Annotated in this window: 19 protein-coding genes and 1 pseudogene; 9 read left to right on the forward strand and 11 right to left on the reverse strand. The window is 75.4% G+C overall.

The window, feature by feature from the left end; translation table 11 throughout:
* Positions 1-67: 67 nt before the first annotated feature.
* Positions 68-2,515 carry a beta-glucosidase gene (locus ACIQUR_RS33420; protein ID WP_403672795.1) on the reverse strand — a complete coding sequence of 816 codons (2,448 nt, stop codon included), beginning with the start codon at positions 2,513-2,515 and terminating at the stop codon, positions 68-70.
* A 141-nt stretch (positions 2,516-2,656) separates the two neighbouring features.
* Here ACIQUR_RS33420 and ACIQUR_RS33425 point away from each other — a divergent pair, with 141 nt between their 5' ends.
* Entirely contained in the window at positions 2,657-3,235 is a 579-nt protein-coding gene (locus tag ACIQUR_RS33425; RefSeq protein ID WP_403672797.1) for a TetR/AcrR family transcriptional regulator, read from the forward strand.
* A 151-nt stretch (positions 3,236-3,386) separates the two neighbouring features.
* Here the strand turns inward: ACIQUR_RS33425 and ACIQUR_RS33430 are convergent, their stop codons facing one another.
* The gene (locus tag ACIQUR_RS33430; RefSeq protein WP_403672800.1) at positions 3,387-4,175 is read right to left on the reverse strand and encodes an NAD(P)-dependent oxidoreductase; all 789 of its coding nucleotides are present in this window, start codon (positions 4,173-4,175) and stop codon (positions 3,387-3,389) included.
* 58 nt (positions 4,176-4,233) lie between these two features.
* Between ACIQUR_RS33430 and ACIQUR_RS33435 the strand changes: the two genes are divergently transcribed.
* On the forward strand, positions 4,234-5,136 hold the full coding sequence (locus tag ACIQUR_RS33435) for a LysR family transcriptional regulator (protein ID WP_403672803.1): 903 nt from the start codon (positions 4,234-4,236) through the stop codon (positions 5,134-5,136).
* Between the two features lies 1 nt (position 5,137).
* Here the strand turns inward: ACIQUR_RS33435 and ACIQUR_RS33440 are convergent, their stop codons facing one another.
* The 3 genes from ACIQUR_RS33440 to ACIQUR_RS33450 form a co-directional block, all read right to left on the reverse strand.
* Positions 5,138-6,055: an EI24 domain-containing protein gene (locus ACIQUR_RS33440; RefSeq protein WP_403672807.1), complete on the reverse strand. Its 918-nt coding sequence runs from the start codon at positions 6,053-6,055 to the stop codon at positions 5,138-5,140.
* Positions 6,056-6,193: 138 nt separating this feature from the next.
* On the reverse strand, positions 6,194-6,616 hold the full coding sequence (locus ACIQUR_RS33445; RefSeq protein ID WP_403672809.1) for an organic hydroperoxide resistance protein: 423 nt from the start codon (positions 6,614-6,616) through the stop codon (positions 6,194-6,196).
* Between the two features lie 65 nt (positions 6,617-6,681).
* The gene (locus tag ACIQUR_RS33450) at positions 6,682-7,713 is read right to left on the reverse strand and encodes an NADP-dependent oxidoreductase (protein ID WP_403672812.1); all 1,032 of its coding nucleotides are present in this window, start codon (positions 7,711-7,713) and stop codon (positions 6,682-6,684) included.
* 91 nt (positions 7,714-7,804) lie between these two features.
* Between ACIQUR_RS33450 and ACIQUR_RS33455 the strand changes: the two genes are divergently transcribed.
* A complete protein-coding gene (locus ACIQUR_RS33455; protein WP_403672815.1) occupies positions 7,805-8,224 on the forward strand; it encodes a MarR family winged helix-turn-helix transcriptional regulator in 420 nt (139 codons plus the stop codon).
* 255 nt (positions 8,225-8,479) lie between these two features.
* Here the strand turns inward: ACIQUR_RS33455 and ACIQUR_RS33460 are convergent, their stop codons facing one another.
* Entirely contained in the window at positions 8,480-9,451 is a 972-nt protein-coding gene (locus tag ACIQUR_RS33460; protein WP_403672818.1) for a hypothetical protein, read from the reverse strand.
* Positions 9,452-9,552: 101 nt separating this feature from the next.
* On the opposite strand from ACIQUR_RS33460, the gene ACIQUR_RS33465 reads away from it, so the two are divergent.
* Positions 9,553-10,128, forward strand: coding sequence for a hypothetical protein (locus ACIQUR_RS33465; RefSeq protein WP_403672820.1), 576 nt, complete (start codon positions 9,553-9,555; stop codon positions 10,126-10,128).
* Positions 10,129-10,223: 95 nt separating this feature from the next.
* Here ACIQUR_RS33465 and ACIQUR_RS33470 read toward each other — a convergent pair whose 3' ends face one another.
* Positions 10,224-10,910, reverse strand: coding sequence for an esterase/lipase family protein (locus ACIQUR_RS33470; protein ID WP_403672823.1), 687 nt, complete (start codon positions 10,908-10,910; stop codon positions 10,224-10,226).
* Between the two features lie 193 nt (positions 10,911-11,103).
* Between ACIQUR_RS33470 and ACIQUR_RS33475 the strand changes: the two genes are divergently transcribed.
* Together ACIQUR_RS33475 and ACIQUR_RS33480 are read left to right on the forward strand one after the other, a co-directional pair.
* Complete coding sequence (locus tag ACIQUR_RS33475) at positions 11,104-12,141, forward strand: rod shape-determining protein (RefSeq protein ID WP_399951493.1); 1,038 nt, start codon at positions 11,104-11,106, stop codon at positions 12,139-12,141.
* Positions 12,138-13,754, forward strand: coding sequence for a GAF domain-containing protein (locus tag ACIQUR_RS33480; protein ID WP_403672826.1), 1,617 nt, complete (start codon positions 12,138-12,140; stop codon positions 13,752-13,754). Before ACIQUR_RS33475 ends, ACIQUR_RS33480 begins: the two co-directional genes overlap by 4 nt.
* Before the next feature lie 43 nt (positions 13,755-13,797).
* Here ACIQUR_RS33480 and ACIQUR_RS33485 read toward each other — a convergent pair whose 3' ends face one another.
* Positions 13,798-15,534, reverse strand: a complete 1,737-nt coding sequence (locus ACIQUR_RS33485; protein WP_403672829.1) for an FG-GAP repeat domain-containing protein — start codon at positions 15,532-15,534, stop codon at positions 13,798-13,800.
* A 100-nt stretch (positions 15,535-15,634) separates the two neighbouring features.
* Positions 15,635-16,078, reverse strand: coding sequence for an Lrp/AsnC family transcriptional regulator (locus ACIQUR_RS33490; RefSeq protein ID WP_403672832.1), 444 nt, complete (start codon positions 16,076-16,078; stop codon positions 15,635-15,637).
* Positions 16,079-16,148: 70 nt separating this feature from the next.
* Between ACIQUR_RS33490 and ACIQUR_RS33495 the strand changes: the two genes are divergently transcribed.
* The 3 genes and pseudogenes from ACIQUR_RS33495 (at position 16,149) to ACIQUR_RS33505 (ending at position 19,798) form a co-directional block, all read left to right on the forward strand.
* Complete coding sequence (locus ACIQUR_RS33495; protein WP_403672835.1) at positions 16,149-16,970, forward strand: LysE family transporter; 822 nt, start codon at positions 16,149-16,151, stop codon at positions 16,968-16,970.
* Positions 16,971-16,987: 17 nt separating this feature from the next.
* A pseudogene (locus ACIQUR_RS33500) lies at positions 16,988-18,439 on the forward strand (acyl-CoA synthetase); the annotation flags it as partial.
* Positions 18,425-19,798: a carboxyl transferase domain-containing protein gene (locus tag ACIQUR_RS33505; RefSeq protein ID WP_403672882.1), complete on the forward strand. Its 1,374-nt coding sequence runs from the start codon at positions 18,425-18,427 to the stop codon at positions 19,796-19,798. The pseudogene ACIQUR_RS33500 and the gene ACIQUR_RS33505, both read left to right, overlap by 15 nt.
* Here the strand turns inward: ACIQUR_RS33505 and ACIQUR_RS33510 are convergent.
* Together ACIQUR_RS33510 and ACIQUR_RS33515 are read right to left on the reverse strand one after the other, a co-directional pair.
* Entirely contained in the window at positions 19,795-20,313 is a 519-nt protein-coding gene (locus ACIQUR_RS33510) for an esterase-like activity of phytase family protein (RefSeq protein ID WP_403672885.1), read from the reverse strand. The two genes, ACIQUR_RS33505 and ACIQUR_RS33510, sit on opposite strands and share 4 nt — an antisense overlap.
* Entirely contained in the window at positions 20,229-20,573 is a 345-nt protein-coding gene (locus ACIQUR_RS33515; protein WP_403672888.1) for a hypothetical protein, read from the reverse strand. The genes ACIQUR_RS33510 and ACIQUR_RS33515 overlap by 85 nt, the downstream gene beginning before the upstream one ends.
* Between the last annotated feature and the right edge of the window lie 15 nt (positions 20,574-20,588).

Consider the following 20,588-nt stretch of genomic DNA (forward strand, 5'->3'; position numbering starts at 1 on the left):
CCGCGGGGGGCCGGTGGAGCCGGGGCGGGTGTCAGGGCCCGCCCCGGCTCCGGTCGGGGGGTGCGGGTCAGTGCACGATGGTCGCGGTCAGGCGCAGGTCGCCGACCGAGCGCCCGGCCTGGATCTCGTACACGCCGGGCACGTGCGCCCAGGCGCCGGCCTCCTCGTCCCAGATCTCGAAGGCCCGCGCGGGCAGCGCGACCACGGCTTCGGCGGTCTCGCCGGGGCCCGCCTCGACGCCGGCGAAGGCGGCCAGCCAGCGCGCCGGGCGCTCCGCCTTGTCCGCGAGCGGGGCGACGTACAGCTGGACCACCTCGCGGCCGGGCCTGGTGCCGGTGTTGCGGATCCGGACCCGGGCGGTGGATCCGGTGACTTCCAGTGACTCGTACGCCCAGTCCGTGTACCCGAGGCCGTGGCCGAACCAGTACGCGGGGACGGCGCCGGCCTTCTCCCAGGCCCGGTAGCCGATGAACAGGCCTTCCCCGTACTCCAGGCGGCCGTCCACCGGCGTGACGTCGGTGACCGGGGCGTCCCCGAGGGCCGCCGGCCAGGTGGTGGGCAGCCGCCCGCCGGGCTCCGCGGCGCCGAGGAGTACGTCGGCCAGCGCGGCCCCGCCCTCCTGGCCGGGGAACCAGCCGAGCAGCACGGCCGCGACCTCGTCGCGCCAGGGCAGCTCGACCGGGGAGCCGGCGTTGACGACGACCACGGTGCGGGGGTTGGCGGCGGCCACGGCCCGGACCAGCTCGTCCTGGCGGCCGGGCAGCCGCAGGTCCTTGCGGTCGAAGCCCTCGGACTCGACGCGCTCGGTGGTGGCCACGACCACGACGGCGGTGTCGGCGGCGCGGGCGGCCGCCGCGGCCTCGGCGATCAGCTCGTCGCCGTCGCGCTGCGGGCCGAGGTGGAGGAGGGAGAACATGACGGCCTTGAGGGGGGCCGCGGTCAGGTCCGGCACCTGGTACAGCAGGGAGACCTCGACGGGCTCGCCCTCGGTGAGGGTGACGCGGCCGCGCTCGCTGGGGGCGCCGAAGAAGGCCTCGAAGGGGTCCGCCTCGTCGCCCATCTCCTGGACGCCGGTCCAGAGCGGGGTCCCGCCGACGGTGAGCGTGAAGGCGCCGAGCCCCCGGGTGCCGAAGGCGTGCTCGCCGCTCTCGCGGGGGACGAAGGTGCCGGTGACCTCGATGGTGCCGAGGGTGTCGTACGAGACGCCGGCGGGCAGGTCGTCGCCGATCCACTGGACCTGGCCGCTGGGCAGGGTGCCCTCGCCCAGGACGGTGCCCTCGGCGTCGCGGCAGACGGCGCGGAGGGTGAAGCCCTTGTCGGCGGGGGTGAGTTCGTCGCTGGGGTCGGCGCCCACGCTGAAGGTCAGGGCGCCTTCGGGCAGGGCGGCGGTCAGTCCGTCCAGCGGGGAGACGACGCGCTCGGGGAAGACGGTGGCGGAGCCGCCGCCGAGGACGCGGGCGTCGCGGGCCGCGGCGCCGACGAGGGCGACGGTGCGGCCGGCGGGGAGCGGGAGGGCGCCGTTCTCGTTCCGCACCAGGACGAAGGAGCGGCGGGCGATCTCGGCGGCCAGGGCCTGGCCGTCGACGGCCGCGGGCGGCTCGGCGACCACGGGCGGGGCGCCTTCGAGGAGGCCGACGCGGGCGGCGAGGCGGAGGACGTTGCGCACGGCGGCGTCGACGTCCGCCTCGTCGGCCCGGCCGGCGCGGACGGCGGCGGCCAGCGGCTCGCCGTAGACGGTCTGCGGGCCGGGCATGGCCACGTCGAGGCCGCCGGCGATGTCGCCGGTGGTGGAGCGGGCGGCCATCCAGTCGGAGACGTTGAAGCCGTCGAAGCCCCACTCGCCGCGGAGCACCTCGTTCACCAGGTGGCGGTGCTCGGTCATCGTCGTGCCGTTGACCTGGTTGTAGGCGGTCATGATGCCCCAGGGGTGGGCGTTCTCGACGATGGCCTCGAAGGGGGCCAGGTACAGCTCGCGCAGGGGGCGGGGCGCGATGCGGTTGTCGACGGTGAATCGGTCGGTCTCCGCGTCGTTGCCCACGAAGTGCTTGACGGTGGTGCCGACCCCGCCCTCCTGCACGCCCTTCACGTAGCCGGTGCCGATCCGGCCGGTGAGGTACGGGTCCTCGGAGTAGCACTCGAAGTGGCGGCCGCCCAGCGGCGAGCGGTGCAGGTTCACGGTGGGCGCGAGGAGCACGTGGACGCCCTTGCGGCGGGCCTCCTGGGCGAGCAGCCGGCCGGCGCGGCGGGCCAGCTCGGGGTCCCAGGCGGCGGCCAGGGCCGTCGGGGACGGGAGGGCGACGGACGGGTCGTCGGCGGTCCAGCGCACGCCGCGGACCCCGATGGGGCCGTCGGACATCACCAGGGACGCCAGCCCGATCTCGGGGAGGGCGGGCAGCGTCCACATGTCCTGGCCCGACAGCAGCCGGGCCTTCGTGTCGAGATCGAGCTTGCCGAGTGCCGCTTCGACGGCCTCGTCGCGGGTCCGGTCGGCCTGGGTGTCGGGCGTCTCCGCCACGGCCGCACCTCCTCGTTGCAGTGCCGGTGGGGTGCCCCCATCGTGCAGCCGTTCCCTGTAGACCGGTAGGTGACGTTATTGTTTCGTGACTATCGGATGCCGTACGGTCCTCGTGGGGGACCGAAGGAAGGGGTGCCGGCGATGGCCAGGGCCAGGAGCGAGGAGCGGCGGGCGGAGATCCTGCGCGCCGCCGTCGAGGTGATCGCCGAGCGCGGCTACCGGGGCGCGTCGCTGGGTGCGGTGGCCGAGCGGGTGGGCCTGACGCAGCAGGGCGTGCTGCACTACTTCCCGACCAAGGAGGCGCTGCTCGTCGCGGTGCTGGAGGAGCGGGACCGCTGGGACACCGGGGGCGGGCCGCGGTCGGCGGACGCCTGGCGGCTGGACCTGCTGGCCTCGCTGGTGGACTACAACGCGATGCGGCCGGGGATCGTGCAGACCTTCTCGGCCCTGCTGGGCGAGAGCGTCACGGACGAGCACCCGGCGCGGGAGTTCTTCACCCGACGGTACGTCCAGGTGCGCGAGGACATGGCGGCGATGCTGCGCGCCGAGTTCGGGCCGCGGCTGCCGTCGGGGCTCACTCCGGAGCAGGCCGCCCCGCTGCTGACGGCGGTGATGGACGGGCTCCAGTTCCAGTGGCTGCTGGACCCCGCGTCCGTGGACATGCCGGCCGCCTTCCGGTCGTTCGTGACGCTGCTGGGGACGGGCCCGGAGGCCTCCTGAGTGCCGTACGCCCCTGGGACGGCCCGAAGTGCCGTACCCCGCGCGCCGGCTGAAGCGCCGTACCCCGCCGGGGCGGCCGGCCCGTCCCCCGCACGGGCCGGCCGCCCCGGCGCGATGCCCCGGTTCGCCGCCGGAGAGCGTGCCGGCGGGCTCAGGAGCGGATGAGTGCCAGGTCCTGCCCGGCCAGCTCCGGCCGGGCGACGAGGCCCGCGCGCACGGCCTCCAGCACCGGCAGGTCCGCCAGCGCCGTGGCCAGGCCCAGGTCCTTGGCCGCGAGCGAGACCGGGAAGTGCACGCCCTCGGCGAAGGTCCGGCCCACGGCGCCGGCGAGCGGCCCCCTGGCGAGCTCCGTACGCACCAGCTCCTCCGGCAGCCCCAGCGCCCGGCCCAGCCTCAGGGCCTCGGCCACCACGGCCACTCCGCCGATCACGGCGTTGATCAGCACCAGCTTCAGGGCCGCCCCCGCGCCGGGCCCGCCGCAGCGCGTCACCGCGCCCAGCCGCTCCAGCACCCGCTCCACGGGGCCGGGCAGCGGCCCGCCGGCGAGCACCCAGAGGTCGCCCGTGGCGGCGCGGTCGACGCTGCCCATCACGGGCGCGTCCGTGAGCGTGACCCCGGCCGGCAGCCCGGCCGCCAACTCCCGTACGGGCTCCGGTCCGACGGTCGAGGTGTCGATCCAGTGCGCGCCCGGCCGCAGCGCGGGCACCAGGTCCTGGGCGACGGCCAGGACCGCCGCCGGGTCGGCGAGCATCGTGATGACGACGTCTGCCCCGCGGACCGCCTCCGCCACGGTCGCGGCCGCCACGGCGCCCTCGGCGACGAGCGGCGCCGCCTTGTCCGCGGTGCGGTTCCACACCGTCAACCGGTGTCCGCAGGACATCAGGTGACGGGCCATCGGTGCGCCCATGCCGCCGAGTCCGATGAATGCGATCTTCTCCATGCCCCCGACGCTAGGCCGCCCTCACACATGCCACAAGCGAATGTCTAGCATGATGACCATGTCTGATCCGCATGGCTTGTACGAGGTCTTCCTGCGAGTGGCCCGGGAGGGCTCCTTCACCGCCGCCGCGCGCGTGCTCGGGTACACCCAGTCCGCGGTCTCCCGTCAGATCCAGGCTCTGGAGGACGAGTGGGGCACGGTGCTCTTCGACCGGCTGCCGCGCGGGGTCCGGCTGACCGAGGCGGGGCGCGTGTTGCTGCCGCACGCGCAGGGGATGCGCGACCGGCTGCGGGCGGCGCGGGCCGAGCTGGACGCGGTGCGCTCGCTGGGCGGCGGGATGCTGCGGCTCGGGGCGTTCGCGGCCGCCGACGTGACGCTCGTACCGCGGGCCATGGCGGAGTTCCGCGAGCGGCACCCGGACGTCACGGTGGTGCACACCGAGGGCCCGACGGCCAAGCACGTGGCGCTGCTGGAGGCGGGGGAACTGGACCTGGCCGTGGTGAGCACCCCGGCCGGGCACCCGTTGCCGGGTCCCGAGCTGCACCCGCTGCTGACGGAGCCGATGTACGTGGCGCTGCCCCGCGGCCACCGGTTCGCCGGGCGGCGCTCCCTGCGGCTGGCGGAGCTGGCCGGGGAGGAATGGATCGAGGGCGACGTCCGGCCCGAGCGGACGCTGATGTTCCCGGCGCTGCGGTCCGGCTTCGAGCCCCGGGTGGCCTTCCGGGTGAACGACTGGACGGCCAAGCAGGGCTTCGTCGCGGCCGGGCTCGGCATCACGGTGCTGCCCGCGTTGGCCGCCGGGGCGGCGCGGGCCGACGTGGCACTCGTTCCCGTCTCGCCGCGGGACCTGCCGCACCGGGAGGTGTACGCGGCCACCCCGCGCGGCCTGACCCGCTCCCCCGCCGTCACGGCCTTCCTCGGGGTGCTGACGGCGGTCGCGGAGGGGCTGGGCCGGGACTGACTCAGGCCGGGGTGGAGTACGGGTTGCGGCCCTTGCCGGTGTCGGGGCCGCCCATGACCGGCGGCGGGCCGAAGCCGGTGACGGGGGCCTCGGCCGGAGCGGTGCCGGGGGCCGCGCCGGGGGCCGCCGTGGCGGCTCCGTCCCGGCCGTCGGACTCGTCGTCCGCGTCGCCCGCCCCGTCCGCCGCGCCCGTGAGGTCGCGGACCATCAGGGTGGCGCCCGCCACCGCGCCCGGCATCAGGAACACCGCGACCAGCGGGACCAGGAAGGACAGCACCAGCGGCACGCCGAAGCCGAGGGCCAGCATCCGCCGGCCGCGCAGCAGCGCCAGCTGGTCGGTGAGGCCGACCCCGCGCCGCTGGAGCGCCACCGAGGTCAGCTCCTGGGTGAGGAAGAAGCCGGAGACGCAGAAGCCGAGGGCCGGGACCACCGTCTGCCCGATGACCGGCACGAACCCGAGGGCGAAGAGCAGGATGCCGTAGAGCGCCACGCGCGCCAGGATCCGCAGGCTGTCCCGGGCCGAGATCAGCAGTTCCTTCCAGAGCGGCAGGCCGGACTCCGGCACCTCGCCGCCCTCGGAGCGGTCGACCTGCTCGGACAGCGACTCGTAGAAGGGCTGGCCGATCAGCAGGGTCACCGCGGTGAAGGTGATCACGGCGAGGAACAGGCCCAGGGAGAAGACCAGGAAGGTCAGGAAGCCCCGGAACAGCCCGATCCAGGGCGAGGACCAGTCGTCGGCGAAGGGCGTGGCCCACGCCGTCAGGTCGTCGGAGCCGTAGCCGAGGGCGATCAGCGCCCCCGCGTAGAGCAGGAGCGAGACGAGCCCGGGCAGCAGCCCGAAGCCCAGCCACCGGCCGTGGCCGACGACCCACCGCTGCCCCGACACCAGATAGCGGAAGCCCCCCGCAAGATCTCGCATGGGACCAGCCTAACGACCGAGGGCCGCACCCCCGTCGACGGGATGTCGACGCGGGTGCGGCCCTCGGCGGAGGCGTGCGCCCCGGATGCCTGGACGGCTGCGGGGCTCAGCGCTTCAGCAGCTCAGCGGCCCGGAGTCTCAGACGGCGAGCTCGACCGTGATGTTGCCGCGGGTGGCCTTGGAGTACGGGCAGACCTGGTGGGCCTTCTCGATGAGCTCCTTGGCCTTGGCCTCGTCCACGTTCGGGATCGTGGCGGAGATCTTGACGATCAGGCCGAAGCCGTCGTCGTTCTTGCCGATGCCGACCTCGGCGGTGACCGTCGAGCCGGAGATGTCGGCGTTCTCGTTGCGGGCGACGACACCGAGGGCGCCCTGGAAGCAGGCGCTGTAGCCGGCGGCGAACAGCTGCTCCGGGTTGGTGCCGGCGCCGCTGCCGCCCATGGCCTTCGGCGGGTTCACGACGACGTCGAGCTGGCCGTCGTCGGTGGCGACGCGGCCGTCACGGCCGTTCTCCGCGGTGGCGACAGCGGTGTAGAGCACGTCGGACTGCTGGATGGACATGTAAGGAAGATCCTCCTGGTCAGCACCACGACTCGCGCCCACGATCGCGGTGGTCTGGAGTGAGCCTAGCGGGTGAAAGAAACGATCATCTTTCCGGTGTTCTCGCCGCGCAGCATTCCGAGGAAGGCGTCGACCGAGTTCTCGATGCCCTCGACCACCGTCTCGTCGTAGGTCAGCTCGCCCGAGCGGATCCAGCCGGCCACGTCCGTGACGAACTGCTGCTGGATGCCGTAGTGGTCGCCGACCAGCACGCCCTGGAGGCGCAGGCGCTTGCCGATGACCAGGGCCAGGTTGGCCGGGCCGGGGGTCGGCTCGGTGGCGTTGTACTGGGCGATCGCGCCGCAGAGGGTGGCGCGGCCGTGGACCTTCAGGGAGCCGATGGCGGCTTCGAGGTGGTCGCCGCCGACGTTGTCGAAGTAGACGTCGATGCCCTCGGGGGCGGCGTCCTTCAGCTGGCCGGCGACGGGGCCGTTCTTGTAGTTGAAGGCGGCGTCGAAGCCGTACTTCTCGGTGAGCAGCTTCACCTTGTCGTCGGAGCCGGCGGAGCCGATGACGCGCGAGGCGCCCTTGATCTTGGCGAACTGGCCGACCAGGCTGCCGACCGCGCCGGCCGCGCCGGAGACGAAGACCGCGTCGCCCTCCTTGAAGGAGGCCGTCTCGAAGAGGCCCGCGTAGGCGGTCAGACCCGGCATGCCGAGGACGCCGAGGTACGCGGAGAGCGGGGCGAGGGTGCCGTCGACCTTGGTGGCGAGCTTCGCGTCACCCTCGGCGTACTCGCGCCAGCCGAGACCGTGCAGGACGTGGTCGCCGACCTGGAAGCCCTCGTCGGTGGAGGCGACGACCTCGCCGACGGCGCCGCCGTCCATCGGGCGGTCCAGCTGGAAGGGCGGGATGTAGGACTTCACGTCGTTCATCCGGCCGCGCATGTAGGGGTCCACGGACATGTGGAGGTTGCGGACCAGGATCCGGCCGGGCTCCGTGGGGACCACCACGGGCACCTCGCGGAGGGCGAAGTCCTCGGCGACGGGCCAGCCCTGGGGGCGGCGCACCAGGTGCCATTCGCGGCTGACGGAGGGGATGACGGGGGTCTCGGTCATGGCGTTACTTCACTCCCTGAATGATTTCCGGACTGAAACAACCATGCGCCGGGATATTTCATGTTGTCAAGTAAATGGGTACCCTGGATGCATGCCCAGCCAGAGAGACCCCCTGACCTGTGAGGTCGTCGAGCTCATCGCCGCCGTGGTGTCCCGGTACCACGAGGAGTACGAGCACGCGGCCGCGCGTCACCAGCTCACCGGCGCGCAGGCCAAAGTCCTCGGCCTGCTCGCCACGGAAGCGATGCCGATGCGGCACATCGCGCAGACGCTGAAGTGCGAGCCGTCGAACGTCACCGGCATCATCGACCGCCTTGAGGGCCGGGGGCTGGTCGAGCGCCGCCCGGACCCGGCGGACCGCCGTGTGAAGCTCGCCGTCGCGACGGAGGCGGGCGGCGACACCGCCGCCCAGCTGCGCGACTCGCTGGACTTCGCCCGCGAGCCGCTGGCCGCCCTCTCGGAAGCGGAGCGCACGACGCTGCGGGACCTCCTGAAGCGCATGCTGGGCTGATCCCGGGGCCACACCGCCGCCCCTCCCGGTTACGGCCTCCTCGCCCTCACGGCCCCCGTCGCCGCAGCCCGGCGCGGGAGCGCGTACGGCATCGGCGCGGTGCGGCCCGGCGCGGGTGTGGTCACGCCGCCCCGTGCAGTGCGCCACCGGGCGCGGGGGCCGGCGGCACGGTGGTGGGACCGGCACTCGGCGCGCCGGCGGGTGCCGTGGCCGGGCCGGTGGTGGTGCCGGGGTGGGGTCCGAGGCCGCCGGGGGCTAGACGCACCACCAGAGGAACCACTCGCAGTCCTCCGTCGGCTGCGGCGTGGGGGTGGGGGACGGGCTCGTGCCGTCGTCGTCCTGGCCGCCGCCCTGGCCGCCGCCGTTGCCGTTGCCATCGGCGTCCGGGGACGACGTGTTCCCCGGCTTGGCATCGTCCGTCGCGCGCGGCTTGCCCGAGTCCTTCTTCGGCTTGTTCGTCCTGGCCGAGCCGTTCCGGGAGGGCGACGCCTCCGGCGACGGCGCGGTCGTGGTGGGCGCCGCGGTCGTCTCCCGGACCGCCGAAGGGGTACCCGCGGCGGTGGTGGCCGGGCCGGTGCCCGCCACCGGCGCCGCCCCGCCCTCGCTCGCGAGCGGCGAGGGGTCGGCCGCGCCCTCCGTCTCCTCCGCCTCGGGCTGCTCCATGCCCAGGTCCTGCTGCCGGACCACCGTCGACGCGCGGTCCTTCGCCGGGTCGTCGGCCACCAGGTGCGCCAGCGCCAGCGAGCCGGCCACCGCGAAGACCAGGGCCGAACCCGCCGTGAGGGCCGTGCGCCGCCGGCGCCGGTGCGCCGAGCGCCGCCGCCTGGCACCGCCGCGCTCCCCGTTCCCGGGCGCGCCGACGACCCCCAGGTCGCCGGAGGCGGCCGGGTCGCGGGGCTCGGCGCCGCCGGTCGCCGGGGCGTCGTACGCGTCGGATTCCGGGACGGCGTACGCCTGGGGCGCGGGGTACGAGCCGGGGGCCGGGTACGGCCCCGGGCCCGGGTGCTGGGCGTGTGGCCCCGCCCCGGCGTAGCCTCCGGGCTCCTCGTACGACCCCGGCGCGGCGTACGGCTCCGGCGCGGCGTACGGCTCCGGCGCGGCGTACGGCTCGGGCGCGCCTCCCGCGGGCGCGGCGGGGCGGGTGGTCAGGTACTCGGCCGGCGTGCCGCATCCGGCACACGCGAGTGCGCCGTTGAGGTGCCGCCGACACGCGTTGCAGTAGTCCATGGCGCCCGCAGGCTACGTGGCGCCCGGCAACATCGGAGTCCCGGGACTGTAAGGATCCTGTGTGGAATTCCGCCGCCAGGCGGAATGGCAGCCTGTACCCCATGAACGCCTTCGGCCCGGCCGCCTTCCAGCTCGTCCTGCTGCGCCGGATGGCCGACTTCCAGCCGGACCTCGCCGAGGACGCCCGCCGCTCGCTCGGCGCGACGCTCGCCGACCAGCGCGAGGCCAACAAGCGCTGGCAGGCGATGGTCCGCTCGCCCCGCTCCCGCGGCGCCCTGGCCCGCTACCGCTCGGTGCTCGGCCCGGCCGAGTCCGTCGGCCGGCGCCGCATCGGGGACCTGGAGTGCGAGGCGCTGCTGTGGCCGGTGCCGCTGTGGCCCACGCTCCGCTTCGAGGTGCTGGCCGGGCCGGACGGCGCGGTGTGGAACGAGTGGCTGGTCAGGGCGCCGGGCGAGCGGGGTCCCGTACTGGAGACCCTGGACGACCTGGCGCCCTGGTCCTGCGTGGTCGACGAGGTGGCGCGCGCCTTCGCGCCCGTACGGCCGAGGGAGGGCACCGCCCCCACGCGCTGGCGGCTGGAGTTCCGCGGGAAGGACACGGCGGGGGCGGAGCGGCGCTGCACGGCCGAGTTCACGTACGGGCTGCTGCAGCGCCTCTCCCTGGACGACGGGGCCTGACGGCCGCGCCGGGGCCGAGGCCCGGGCGCGGCCCCCGCCCCGGTCTGAGGGCGGCTCAGGACGTCAGGAGCTCAGGAGCCCAGAAGGTCAGGAGCTCAGGAGCTCAGGAACGCCCGTACCCCCTGCGCCACTCCGTCGTCGCCCAGCAGGTCGTTGTGCTTGAGGCAGCCGACCGCGTGGTTGGCGGCGCCCGAAAGGGCCACGCTGCTGTCGGGGTTGATGACCTCGTCGCAGTTCGACCAGAAGGTGGCGTACGCGACGGAGCCCGGCGTCTCGTCGCCCTCCCCCAGCCGGCTGACCACCCACGAGCCCGGGGTCATGTCACGGCAGGCCTGGTCCCACAGCGCGCAGGCCCACGCGGTCGAGGTGCCGTGGTTCGGGCCCGCGAGGGAGGCCCAGCGGCCGACGGTGGCGGTCCCGCCGCCGAACTTCACGTACCAGCGGGTCACGAGCGAACCGAACGAGTGCGCGACCAGGTCGACGCGCTCGGCGCCGGTCTGCGCCCTGACCTGGTCGACGTACGAGGAAAGGCGCCCGGAGAGGACCTCGTTGACGGACTGGTGGGTGTCGTAGCCCCAGGAGAACAGCTCGGCGTCCGAGTAGCCGGCCGCCCTGAGCTTGCCGCGGAGCGAGCCCCACACCCCGGGGTCGGCGTTGTAACCGTGCACGAACACCACCGGGTTCCTCGATACCACCTGGTCAGCCGCGTGGGCCGGCAGCGGGGCGAGGAGGGCGGCGAGCAGGACGAGGAGGGCTGCCAGTCTCTGGCGGGCCGTCAGCATGCGTGCCTCCATACCTTGTTACGCGCGAGTAGTGAGGGCATGGTGGGGCCCGACACGGCAGAAGACCACCCTTGTGCAGCACCCCCGTGCGGCTCAGCCCAACATGGCGAATGTCCGAAATGCCCGAGAAGGTATGAATTGTGATCGGCGCTCGGCCGGTCGCCTTGCGTCAGCGCTCTCGGGAGGATCCGCCGTGACCGTCAGTCTTGAGCAGTTGCGCCGCTGCCACGTCGCCGTCGACCTGGGTGCCGCCAGGACCCGCGTCTACGTGAAGGGCCAGGGACTGGTCGTCGACGAGCCCAGCGTGGCCGCGGTGAACACCCGGACGGGCGCCCTGATCGCCGTCGGCACCTTCGCCGAACGGATGACCGGCCGCACGCCCGACTACATCCGGGTGGCCCGGCCGGTCTCCGGCGGCACCGTCGTCGACATCGAGATGGCCCAGCGGATGCTGCGCCACCTGCTCGGCGAGAAGCTGCGCCGCGCCCTGCGCCGCAAGCCGCGGCTGCGCGCCGCCGCCTGCACCCCGCACGACGCCGACCCGCTGGCCCAGCGGGCGGCCGTGGAGACCCTGGTCGGACTCGGTGCCCGGCGCGTGGAGCTGGTCGACACCCTGATCGCCGCGGCCGTCGGCTGCGGACTCCCCGTCGAGCAGCCGACCGCGACGATGATCATGGTGTGCGGGGCCGCGGCGACCCAGATCGCGGTGCTGTCGCTGGGCTCGATCGTCACCGCCGAGCGGGTGGGCGTGGGCGGCGACGCCGTCGACCACGCCATCGTCCAGCACCTGCGCCACCAGCACGAGCTGATGCTGCCCAGCCAGGCCGTACGCCCCCTCCAGCTGGCCCTCCACGGCAACGGCATCACCCCTCACGGTCCCGCCGTGACCGAGATCCACGGCCGCGACGTGGCCACCGGCCTCGCCCGTTCCGTACGGGTCGACACCGCGGCCGTGCGCAACGCCATCCACACCCCCCTGACCGCCGTGCTCGACGGCATCGGCAAGGTCCTCCGGGACTGCCCGCCGGACCTCGTCGCCGACCTGACGGACCGGGGGATCATGATGGTGGGAGGCAGCGCCCTGCTGCCCGGCCTCGACCAGATGCTGCGGGACGCCACCGGCATGCCCGTCGCCATCGCGGAACGGCCCGACGTGTGCGCCGTGATGGGCCTCGGCGCGATGCTGGAAGGGAAGATCGCCCCGATGGTTCTCAACCCCCTGGCCGAATGACGCAGCACGAGCCCGACCCCACCCCCACCCACGACTCCGGCGGCAGCCGGGACGCCTCCCCCGAGGCGCCCCGGCTGCCGGTGCTGCTGGAGGCGGTGCTCAGCGTGGGCACCGACCTGGAGCTGCGCTCGACGCTCCAGCACATCGTGGACTCCGCCACCGAGGTGTGCGGTGCGCGGTACGGCGCGCTCGGCGTCGTCGACCCGGACCGCACCCGCGGCAGCAAGCTGACCGACCTCTTCACCTCGGGCCTCACCGAGGAACAGGCCGCCCGCATCCCGAAGCGTCCCGACGGCCGTACGGGCCTGCTCGGCGCGCTCATCCACGACCCCCGGCCGCTGCTGCTCGACGACCTGACCACCGACCCCCGGTCCGCCGGCCTGCCGCCCGGGCACCCGCCGATGCGGACCTTCCTCGGGGTGCCGATCCGCGTCCACACCGAGATCTTCGGCAACCTCTACCTCGCCGAGAAGCGCGGCGGCGGTCCCTTCACCGAGGACGACCTCGCCCTGGTGCGCGTCCTGGCCTCGCAGGCCGGCATCGCCATCGGCAACGCCCGGCTGTACGAGACCGCGCGCCGCCGGGAGCGCTGGATCGAGGGCGCCGCCGCGGTCACCACGACCCTGCTCGCCGGCCGGCCGGCGGCCGACGCCCTGATGTGCGTGGCCGACCGGGCCCGGGTGCTCGCGGACGCGGCGGCCGGGGTGGTGCTCCAGCCCACCCCGGAGGGCGGCATGGAGATCGTCGCCGCCTCCACGCACGACGACCCCGGCGACCTGGTCGGCACGACCATCGCGCCCGGCAGCCCGGTGCTGGAACAGCTCCTCGGCGGCGAGCCGGTCTTCATCGACGACTCGGCCACCGATCCGCGGATGACCACGCACGTCCGCAAGCGCTTCGGGCCCAGCATGATGCTGCCGCTGCAGAGCGGCGGCCAGCTGATCGGCACCCTCGCCCTGCCCCGGCACCGCGGCGGTGAGCCGTACGACGCGGTGGACCGGCTGCTGGCCAGCCAGTTCGCCTCGCAGGCCGCGCTGGCGCTCGTCCTGGCCGACGCACAGCACGACCGCGAGCAGCTCGCCGTGTACGAGGACCGCGACCGGATCGCCAGGGACCTGCACGACCTGGTGGTCCAGCGGCTCTTCGCCACGGAGATGATGCTGGACGCCACCCGGCGGCGGTCCGCCGCGGCCGGGGTGGAGGACACGCCCACGGTGGGCGACCAGCTGAGCCTCGCCGTGGACGAACTCGACTCCACCATCCAGGAGGTGCGTACGGCGATCTTCGCGCTCCAGCAGCCGCCGGGCGACGCGCCGACCACCGTCCGCGGCCGGGTGCTCCGGGAGACCAGCGGCGCCGGGGTGCTGCTCGGCTTCCAGCCGTCGGTGACGTTCGCCGGGGCGGTGGACGCGCTGCTGCCGGACGACGTGGCGGCGGAACTGATCGGGGCGCTGCGCGGGGCGCTGGCCGCGGCGCACCGGCGCCCGGAGGTCGGCGCGGTCGACGTCGAGGTCGACGCCCGGCCGGAGGGGGTGCGCCTGACGGTGACGGACGACGGCCGCACCCCGGAAGGCACCCGGGGCACGACCGTCACGTGGGAGTCGTCGCTGTAGCCGCTGCAGCCGGCCGGGCCCGGCGGCCCGGGGGCCCGGCGGCTCAGAACAGGGCCGTGTACGCCCGTACCGCCCCGTCGTCGCCCCCGAACCGGAACAGCTCGGCCCGCTCGCGGGCGGCGAAGGGCGCGTCCGCGCGCCCCGTCCCGCGGTACAGGTACACCACCCCGTCCTGCTCCTGGGCGAGCAGGTCCGGGCGGCCGTCGTCGGTGAGGTCGCCCGTCGCCGCGACGGCGCGGTACCGGCCCCAGTCCGCGCCGTCCGCGATCCGCGCCCGGCCGCCGAAGGGGGCCCTGGCGTCGCCGGTCCCCGCGTACAGCCACAGCGCGCCCGTGCCGTCCACGGCCAGCAGGTCGGCCCTGCCGTCCTTGGTCAGGTCCCCGGCACCGACCAGCCTGACGTACTGGTTCCAGCCGCCGCCGACCTTGGTGCGGGCCGCGAACGGGGCCTTGGCGTCCTTGGTCCCCGCGTACAGCCACAGCACCCCGGCCGTGTCCCGGGCCAGCAGGTCCGCGCGCCGGTCGCCGGTCAGGTCACCGGCGCCGGCGATCTCCCGGTACGCCTTCCAGCCCGGGCCCACCCTGGTGCGGGGCCCCAGCACGGCGAAGGTGTCCGTCGGCGCGTAGCTCCACAGCACGCCCGCGGAGTCCCGGCCCAGGATCCGGCCGCCGGTGCCACGGCCGGTCACCGGGGCGGTCTTCGTCAGCTGGTCGTACGCGTTCCAGCCGGGCCCGACCAGGTCCGCCCGCTCGACGAGGCCGTCGGCCCGGCCGGTGCCGGCGTGCTGCTGGAGGCGGCCGTCCGGGGTGCGGCCGAAGAGCCGGTGGCGGTCGCGGACCCGGTAGGGGCTGTCCACCTGGAAGGAGGCGGTGCGGGCCGGGTTGGCGTCGTCGAAGGTCCAGACCTCGTACCGGGCACGGACGTCCAGGTGCCAGGCCTGGAGCCGCTCCTCGGACGTGACCCGGTAGGTGAGGTGCACGTCGCCCGGCTTCCGGACGTCGCACTCGACGGCGGGGCCGTCGTGCCAGTCCGGCGCGCACGTGGTGTCCGGCCCGGCCGAGACCGAGTCGATGGTGAAGCGGTGGTCGTCGTAGGCCATCCGCCGCTCGGTGGCGGGCGCGGCCGACTGGGCCAGGGACACCGAGAGGCGGCCGGTGTGGACGGCCTTGAGCGCGACGGTGTGCGTCACCGCGGCGCCGGCCTTCAGCCGCGGCGTGGTGAGGGTGATCGTGTTGCGGGCCACTTCCGCGGGCGTCCGCACGGTCACCCGGCGGGCGGCGTGGGTGCCGTCCTCCGGCAGCAGGCCGGCGGTCTGGGCCTCCTTGACGCCCTGCTCCAGGTCGCCGCCGGAGCGCACGTACACCACTCCGTAGTACGCGGTGGCCCCGTCGGCCGCCTTCGCCCCGGCGCCCACCAGCGGTGAGGGGAAGTGGCCCAGCCCCTTGGCGGGGCACAGGAAGACGCCGGCGACCCCGGGCTTCGCCGTGCAGGTCTCGAAGGAGGCCAGGTCCACCCTCATGCCGGCGGGTGCCCCGCCGGCCCGCCAGGCCGGGTCGGTCAGGGGCCTGCCGCTGACCGCGTAGACGAAGGTGCCCTCGGGCTGCCCGCTGCCGTCGGTCGCGAGCTGCGGGTTGATCCAGGCCCGGTCGCCGGGCCTGATCACGTGGTCGACCACCTGCTCGAAGCCGAAGCGGGGCTCGGCGGCGGCGGTTCCGGTCAGGGTGCCGGTGGCGACCAGAGCCACCGCGCCCCCCAGCGCGGCCAGGACGCGCATGCGCATGTGTGTGTTCCCCCAGGAAGGCGGCCGGTCGAGCCGCTGTTGCCGGCGCCGGGGGTCTCCCTGCGGCGCCGGACGGGAACTTACCCGACACCTCTGACATTCAGGGCAGCTGGGGTGGCCGGGAAGCCGCGCGCAGGGCGATCCGGGTGTTGGACTGCGCCACTCCCGCCTCCCGCTTGAGCCGGCGCAGCAGGGCGTCGAGCGCGGCGGGGTCCGCGGCCCGGGCCCGGACCAGGTAGTCGTGGGCTCCGGTGACGTGGACCACCTCGGTGATGCCGGGCAGGGTGGCGGCCCGGGCCTCGAACTGCTCGTTCGTGGTGTCCTCGCGCAGGGTCACGTCGATGAACACCACCAGCCCGCCGCCGGTGTCGGCCGCCGGGTCCACCAGCACGGTGAAGGCGCGGATCACGCCGTCGCGGCGCATCCGCCGGACCCGGTCGGCGGCGGCGTTGGCGCTGAGGCCGACCCGTACGCCGAGGTCGCGGTACGAGATCCGCGCATCCTGTTGCAGGATCCCGAGGATCTCCCTGTCGAGCCGGTCCATACCGCGATTATCGCGGTGCGGGCCGTTAATCGCCGCCGCGGCCGGAACCGTGCGGTCCAGTCTCGGGCCCATGAGCGGACTGTGGACGACAGCGGTGGCGGGGGCGGCGGCGGGCCTGGGCGTGGCGATGCCCGTGGGGGCGATGGGCGTGCTGCTGCTCCAGGAGAGCATGCGCGGGCGGCGCGGTGCGGTGGCCGCGGCGGCGGCCGTGGCCGTGGTCGACCTGGCGTACGCGGCCCTCGCCACCGCACTCGGCCCGCTGGTCTCGGCCGCGCTGTCGGACGTGGAGGCCTGGGTACGCCTGCTCTCGGCGGCCGTCCTGCTGACCATCGCCGCACACGGGCTGTGGACATCGCGGAACGCGACGGCCGGGGGCGGGGCGACGGACTCCGGGCCGGCGGGCGGGGCAGCGGGCGTGCCGGACTCCGGGCCGGCGGGCGCGGCGGTAGGCGTGCCGGGCTCCGGGCCGGCGGCGGCAGGGGGGCCGGGCTCCGAGCCCGGGGGCGCGGCGGCCAGGGGGCCGGACTCCGGGCCGGCGGCGGCAGCGCAGCCGGCCGCAGCCTCCGCCCCCGCCCCCGGTCCCTCGGCAGCCGGGCCGAGCCCCGCCCGCACCTTCCTCCGGTTCGCCGCGCTGACCGCCATCAACCCCACCACCGCCCTGTACTTCGCGGCGCTCACCACCGCCCAGGGCGACGAGCTGGCCCGCGGCACCGCCGGGGCCGTGTTCGTCGCGGCGGTCTTCGGCGCCAGCCTCCTCTGGCAGCAACTCCTCGTCCTCGCCGGTTCGTTCGCCGGCTCCCGGATCTCCGACACCGCCCGCGCCTGGACGTTCCGGATCGGCTACGGGCTGGTCGCCGTGTACGCCGTGAAGATCGCCCTCCCGCTGCCGTGACGCCGTAGGGTACCGGCGTGACCGCCCTCCTCCCGGCGCTGGACGCGCCCTCCGACCGCATCGCCCTCCGCTTCGACGGGCGGACGCTGACCTACCGTCAACTGGCGCACTCCGCAGGCCGGCTGGCCGACCGCCTGGCCGGTGCCGGCCGGGTCGCGCTGTGGGCCACCCCGACCCTGGAGACCGCGGTCGGGGTGGTCGCGGGGCTGCTGGCCGGGGTGCCGGTCGTACCGCTGAACCCGAAGACCGGCGCGCGGGAACTCGTACACGTCCTGCACGACAGTGCACCCTCCCTCGTGCTCGCGGCCACGGACGCTCGACTCCCGCCGGAGCTGGCCGGCCTGCCGCGCCTGGACATCCCGGCCGAGGGCGGCACCCCGGACGGTCCCCCCGTCACCCCGGCCCGGGACGCGGTCGGCGACGACGCCCCGGCCTTCGTGATCTACACCTCCGGTACCACCGGACCCCCCAAGGGCGCGGTGCTCCCCCGCCGGGCCGTCGCCGCCACCCTGGACGCCCTGGAAGACGCGTGGGACTGGACCGCGGCCGACACCGTGGTCCACGCGCTCCCGCTCTTCCACGTGCACGGCCTGGTCCTCGGCACCCTGGGCCCGCTGCGCCGCGGCGGCACCGTCCACCACCTGGGCCGGTTCTCCGCCGAGGGCGTCACGCGCGCCCTGAACGAGGGCGGCACGATGCTCTTCGGCGTACCGACCATGTACCACCGGCTCGCCGACGCGGTCGGCACCGACCAGGCCCTCGCCAAGGCCCTGGCGGACGCCCGGCTGCTGGTCTCCGGCTCCGCCGGGCTGCCCCTGCACGACCACCGGCGGATCGCGGCGGCGACCGGGCGCCGGGTGATCGAGCGGTACGGCATGACCGAGACCCTGATGAACACCAGCGTCCGCGCCGACGACACCGCCTCCGCCCCCGGCACGGTCGGCGTCCCGGTGCGGGGCGTGGAGCTGCGGCTGGCCGACGACGCGGGCGCGGTGCTCGACGCGTACGACGGCGAGACCATCGGCGAGATCCAGGTGCGCGGCCCGAACCTCTTCACGGAGTACCTGAACCGGCCTGACGCCACGGCCGGCGCCCTGACCGCCGACGGCTGGTTCCGCACCGGCGACATGGCCACCCGCGACGCGGCCGGGTACCTGAGGATCGTCGGCCGCAAGGCCACCGACCTGATCAAGAGCGGCGGTTACAAGATCGGGGCCGGGGAGATCGAGAACGCCCTCCTCGACCACCCGGGCGTGCGCGAGGCGGCCGTGACCGGCGAGCCCGACGCCGATCTCGGCGAGCGGATCGTGGCCTGGGTGGTCCCGGCCGACCCGGCGGACCCGCCCTCCCCCGGCGAACTGACCGCGCACGTCGCCGGGCTGCTCGCCCCGCACAAGCGCCCCCGTACGGTCCGCTTCCGCGCGTCCCTCCCCCGCAACGACCTGGGCAAGATCATGAAGCGTGCGCTGGCCGCGGAGCGGCTCACCGCCCGCGAGACGCTGGACGCCCTCACCGACCCCGGCTCGTTCACCGAACTGCCCGCCCCCGCCCGCACGTCCCGGCCCGACGGCCCGCTCGGCTGGGCGGGGTACGACGCCTCCCGCGCCCGCGCCGCCGGACGCACCGGCGAGGACGAGTCCGTGGTCTGCGGCACGGCCCGGGTGGGCGGCCGGGAAGCGGTGCTGGTCTCCTTCGAGTTCGGCTTCCTGGGCGGTTCCCTGGGCGAGCGGACCGGCGACCGGCTGGAGGCCGCGTACGCGCATGCGCGCGAGCACCGGCTGCCCCTGGTGTCGCTGATCGCGACCGGCGGCTCGCGCATGCAGGAGGGGATGCTCGCACTCACCCAGCTCCAGCGGGTGGCGCGCCAGTCGGTCCTGACGCGGGCCGCGGGGCTGCCGCAGATCGCGGTGCTGCGCGACCCGACCACCGGCGGCGGCTGGGCCACGCTGGGGGCCGGCGCGGACGTGGTGCTGGCGCTGCCCGGTGCCCAGGTCGGCTTCGCGGGGTCGCGGGTGCGTCCGGCGGACGCCGATCCGGCCGCGTACACCGCCGACGGGCAGTACGCGGCCGGGCACGTGGACGCCGTGGTGCCGCGGGCGGAGCTGCCGGGTGTGCTGGGCGGGTGGCTGCGCCTGCTCGCCGGGGCGGCGGTGCCGGGCGGGGCTGCCGGCGGGCCCGTGGAGCCGCCGGCAGCGCTCGCCGCCGCCGAGCCCGCCGCGACCGGGTGGGAGGCCGTACTGCGGGCGCGCGACCCGCGGCGGCCGCGGGCCGAGGCGTACCTCGACGCGTACTTCGACCTGCGCCTGCCGCTGTCCGGCGACCGCGCCGGCGGCACCGACCCGGGGATGCTCTGCGGGTTCGGGCTGCGCGGCGGGCGCACGGTGGCGTACGCCGCCCAGTGCGGCACCGCGACCCTCGCGGCGGGCTACCGCACCGCCGCCCGGGTGATCCGCCTGGCGGACCGGCTCGGGATCCCGGTGCTCACCCTGGTCGACACCCCGGGCGCCGCCAACGACGCCGCGGCGGAACGCGCCGGAGCGGGCGCGGCCATCGCCGACACCTTCGCCGCGGTGGCCGGGGCGCGGGTCCCGGTGACCACCCTGCTGATCGGCGAGGGCGGCTCCGGGGGCGCGCTGGCCCTGGCGGCCCCCGGCAACACCTGGGTGACGCCGGACAGCTACTTCTCCGTCATCGCCCCGGAGCTGGCCGCGGCGATCCTGAAGCGCCCGCAAGAGGAGGCCCCGGCCACCGCCGACCAGCTGCGCCTGCGCCCCCAGGACCTGGTGGACCTGGGCGTCGCCCGCGGCATCGTGACGCCGGCGGACTAGGACCGGGGCAGGCGCACGTCCAGCCGGTACAGGCGGGTGATCTGCTGCGGCAGCTCGTTGTCGTCGCTGACCAGCGTCAACCGCAACCGCTGCGCCCCGGCCTGCCCGGTGAACCCCTCGGCGAGGACGGCGGTGCCGCGGGTGTCGGTGGCACCGCGGGGGTCGGCCACGTACAGCCGGGCCGTGATCTTGAGCTCCCGGGTGAAGCCGCGCTCCAGCACCAGCAGCCGCCCGTCGCGGGTGGGCGCCGGCTCGACCAGCCCGTGCCCGGGGTCGACGGCGTACGCGTACTGGCGGGCCGGCACGAACCCGCCGCCGCGCCGCTGCCAGGTCTGGACGCGCTGGAGCGTACGGCCGGAGGCGTCGGTGCCGTCTCCGTCGAGGGGGCCTTCGACCCCGGCGACCAGGGTGTGGCCGCCGGGCAGCAGCGTCAGGCTCTCGAAGGTCTGGTGGGGCCTGGCGCGGCCCGCGGGCGGCAGCCGGAGCGCCGGCGGGACGGGCAGGGTGCCCAGCAGCCCCCGTCGGGCGCGTACCGGCGGACGGCGGGGGCGAACTCGTCGGTGATCACGGGCCCGCCGGCGCCGTCGGTCAGCGGGAGCCGCGCGGGCGCGCGGGCGGCCTGGACGTCGCCGCGGGCGGCGTCCGGGGTGAAGAGGACGGAGCGGTCGGAGACCGCGGCGAGCAGTCCGTCGTGGCGGACGGCCAGACCGGAGATCCCGCCGACCAGCTGTCCGTCCACGGTGGTCTTGTCGAGCGCGTCGGAGTACCCGGCCACGGAGACGTACGGGGA

Origin of the sequence: Streptomyces sp. NPDC101132, from assembly GCF_044759225.1 — a bacterium.
Lineage (GTDB): Bacteria > Actinomycetota > Actinomycetes > Streptomycetales > Streptomycetaceae > Streptomyces.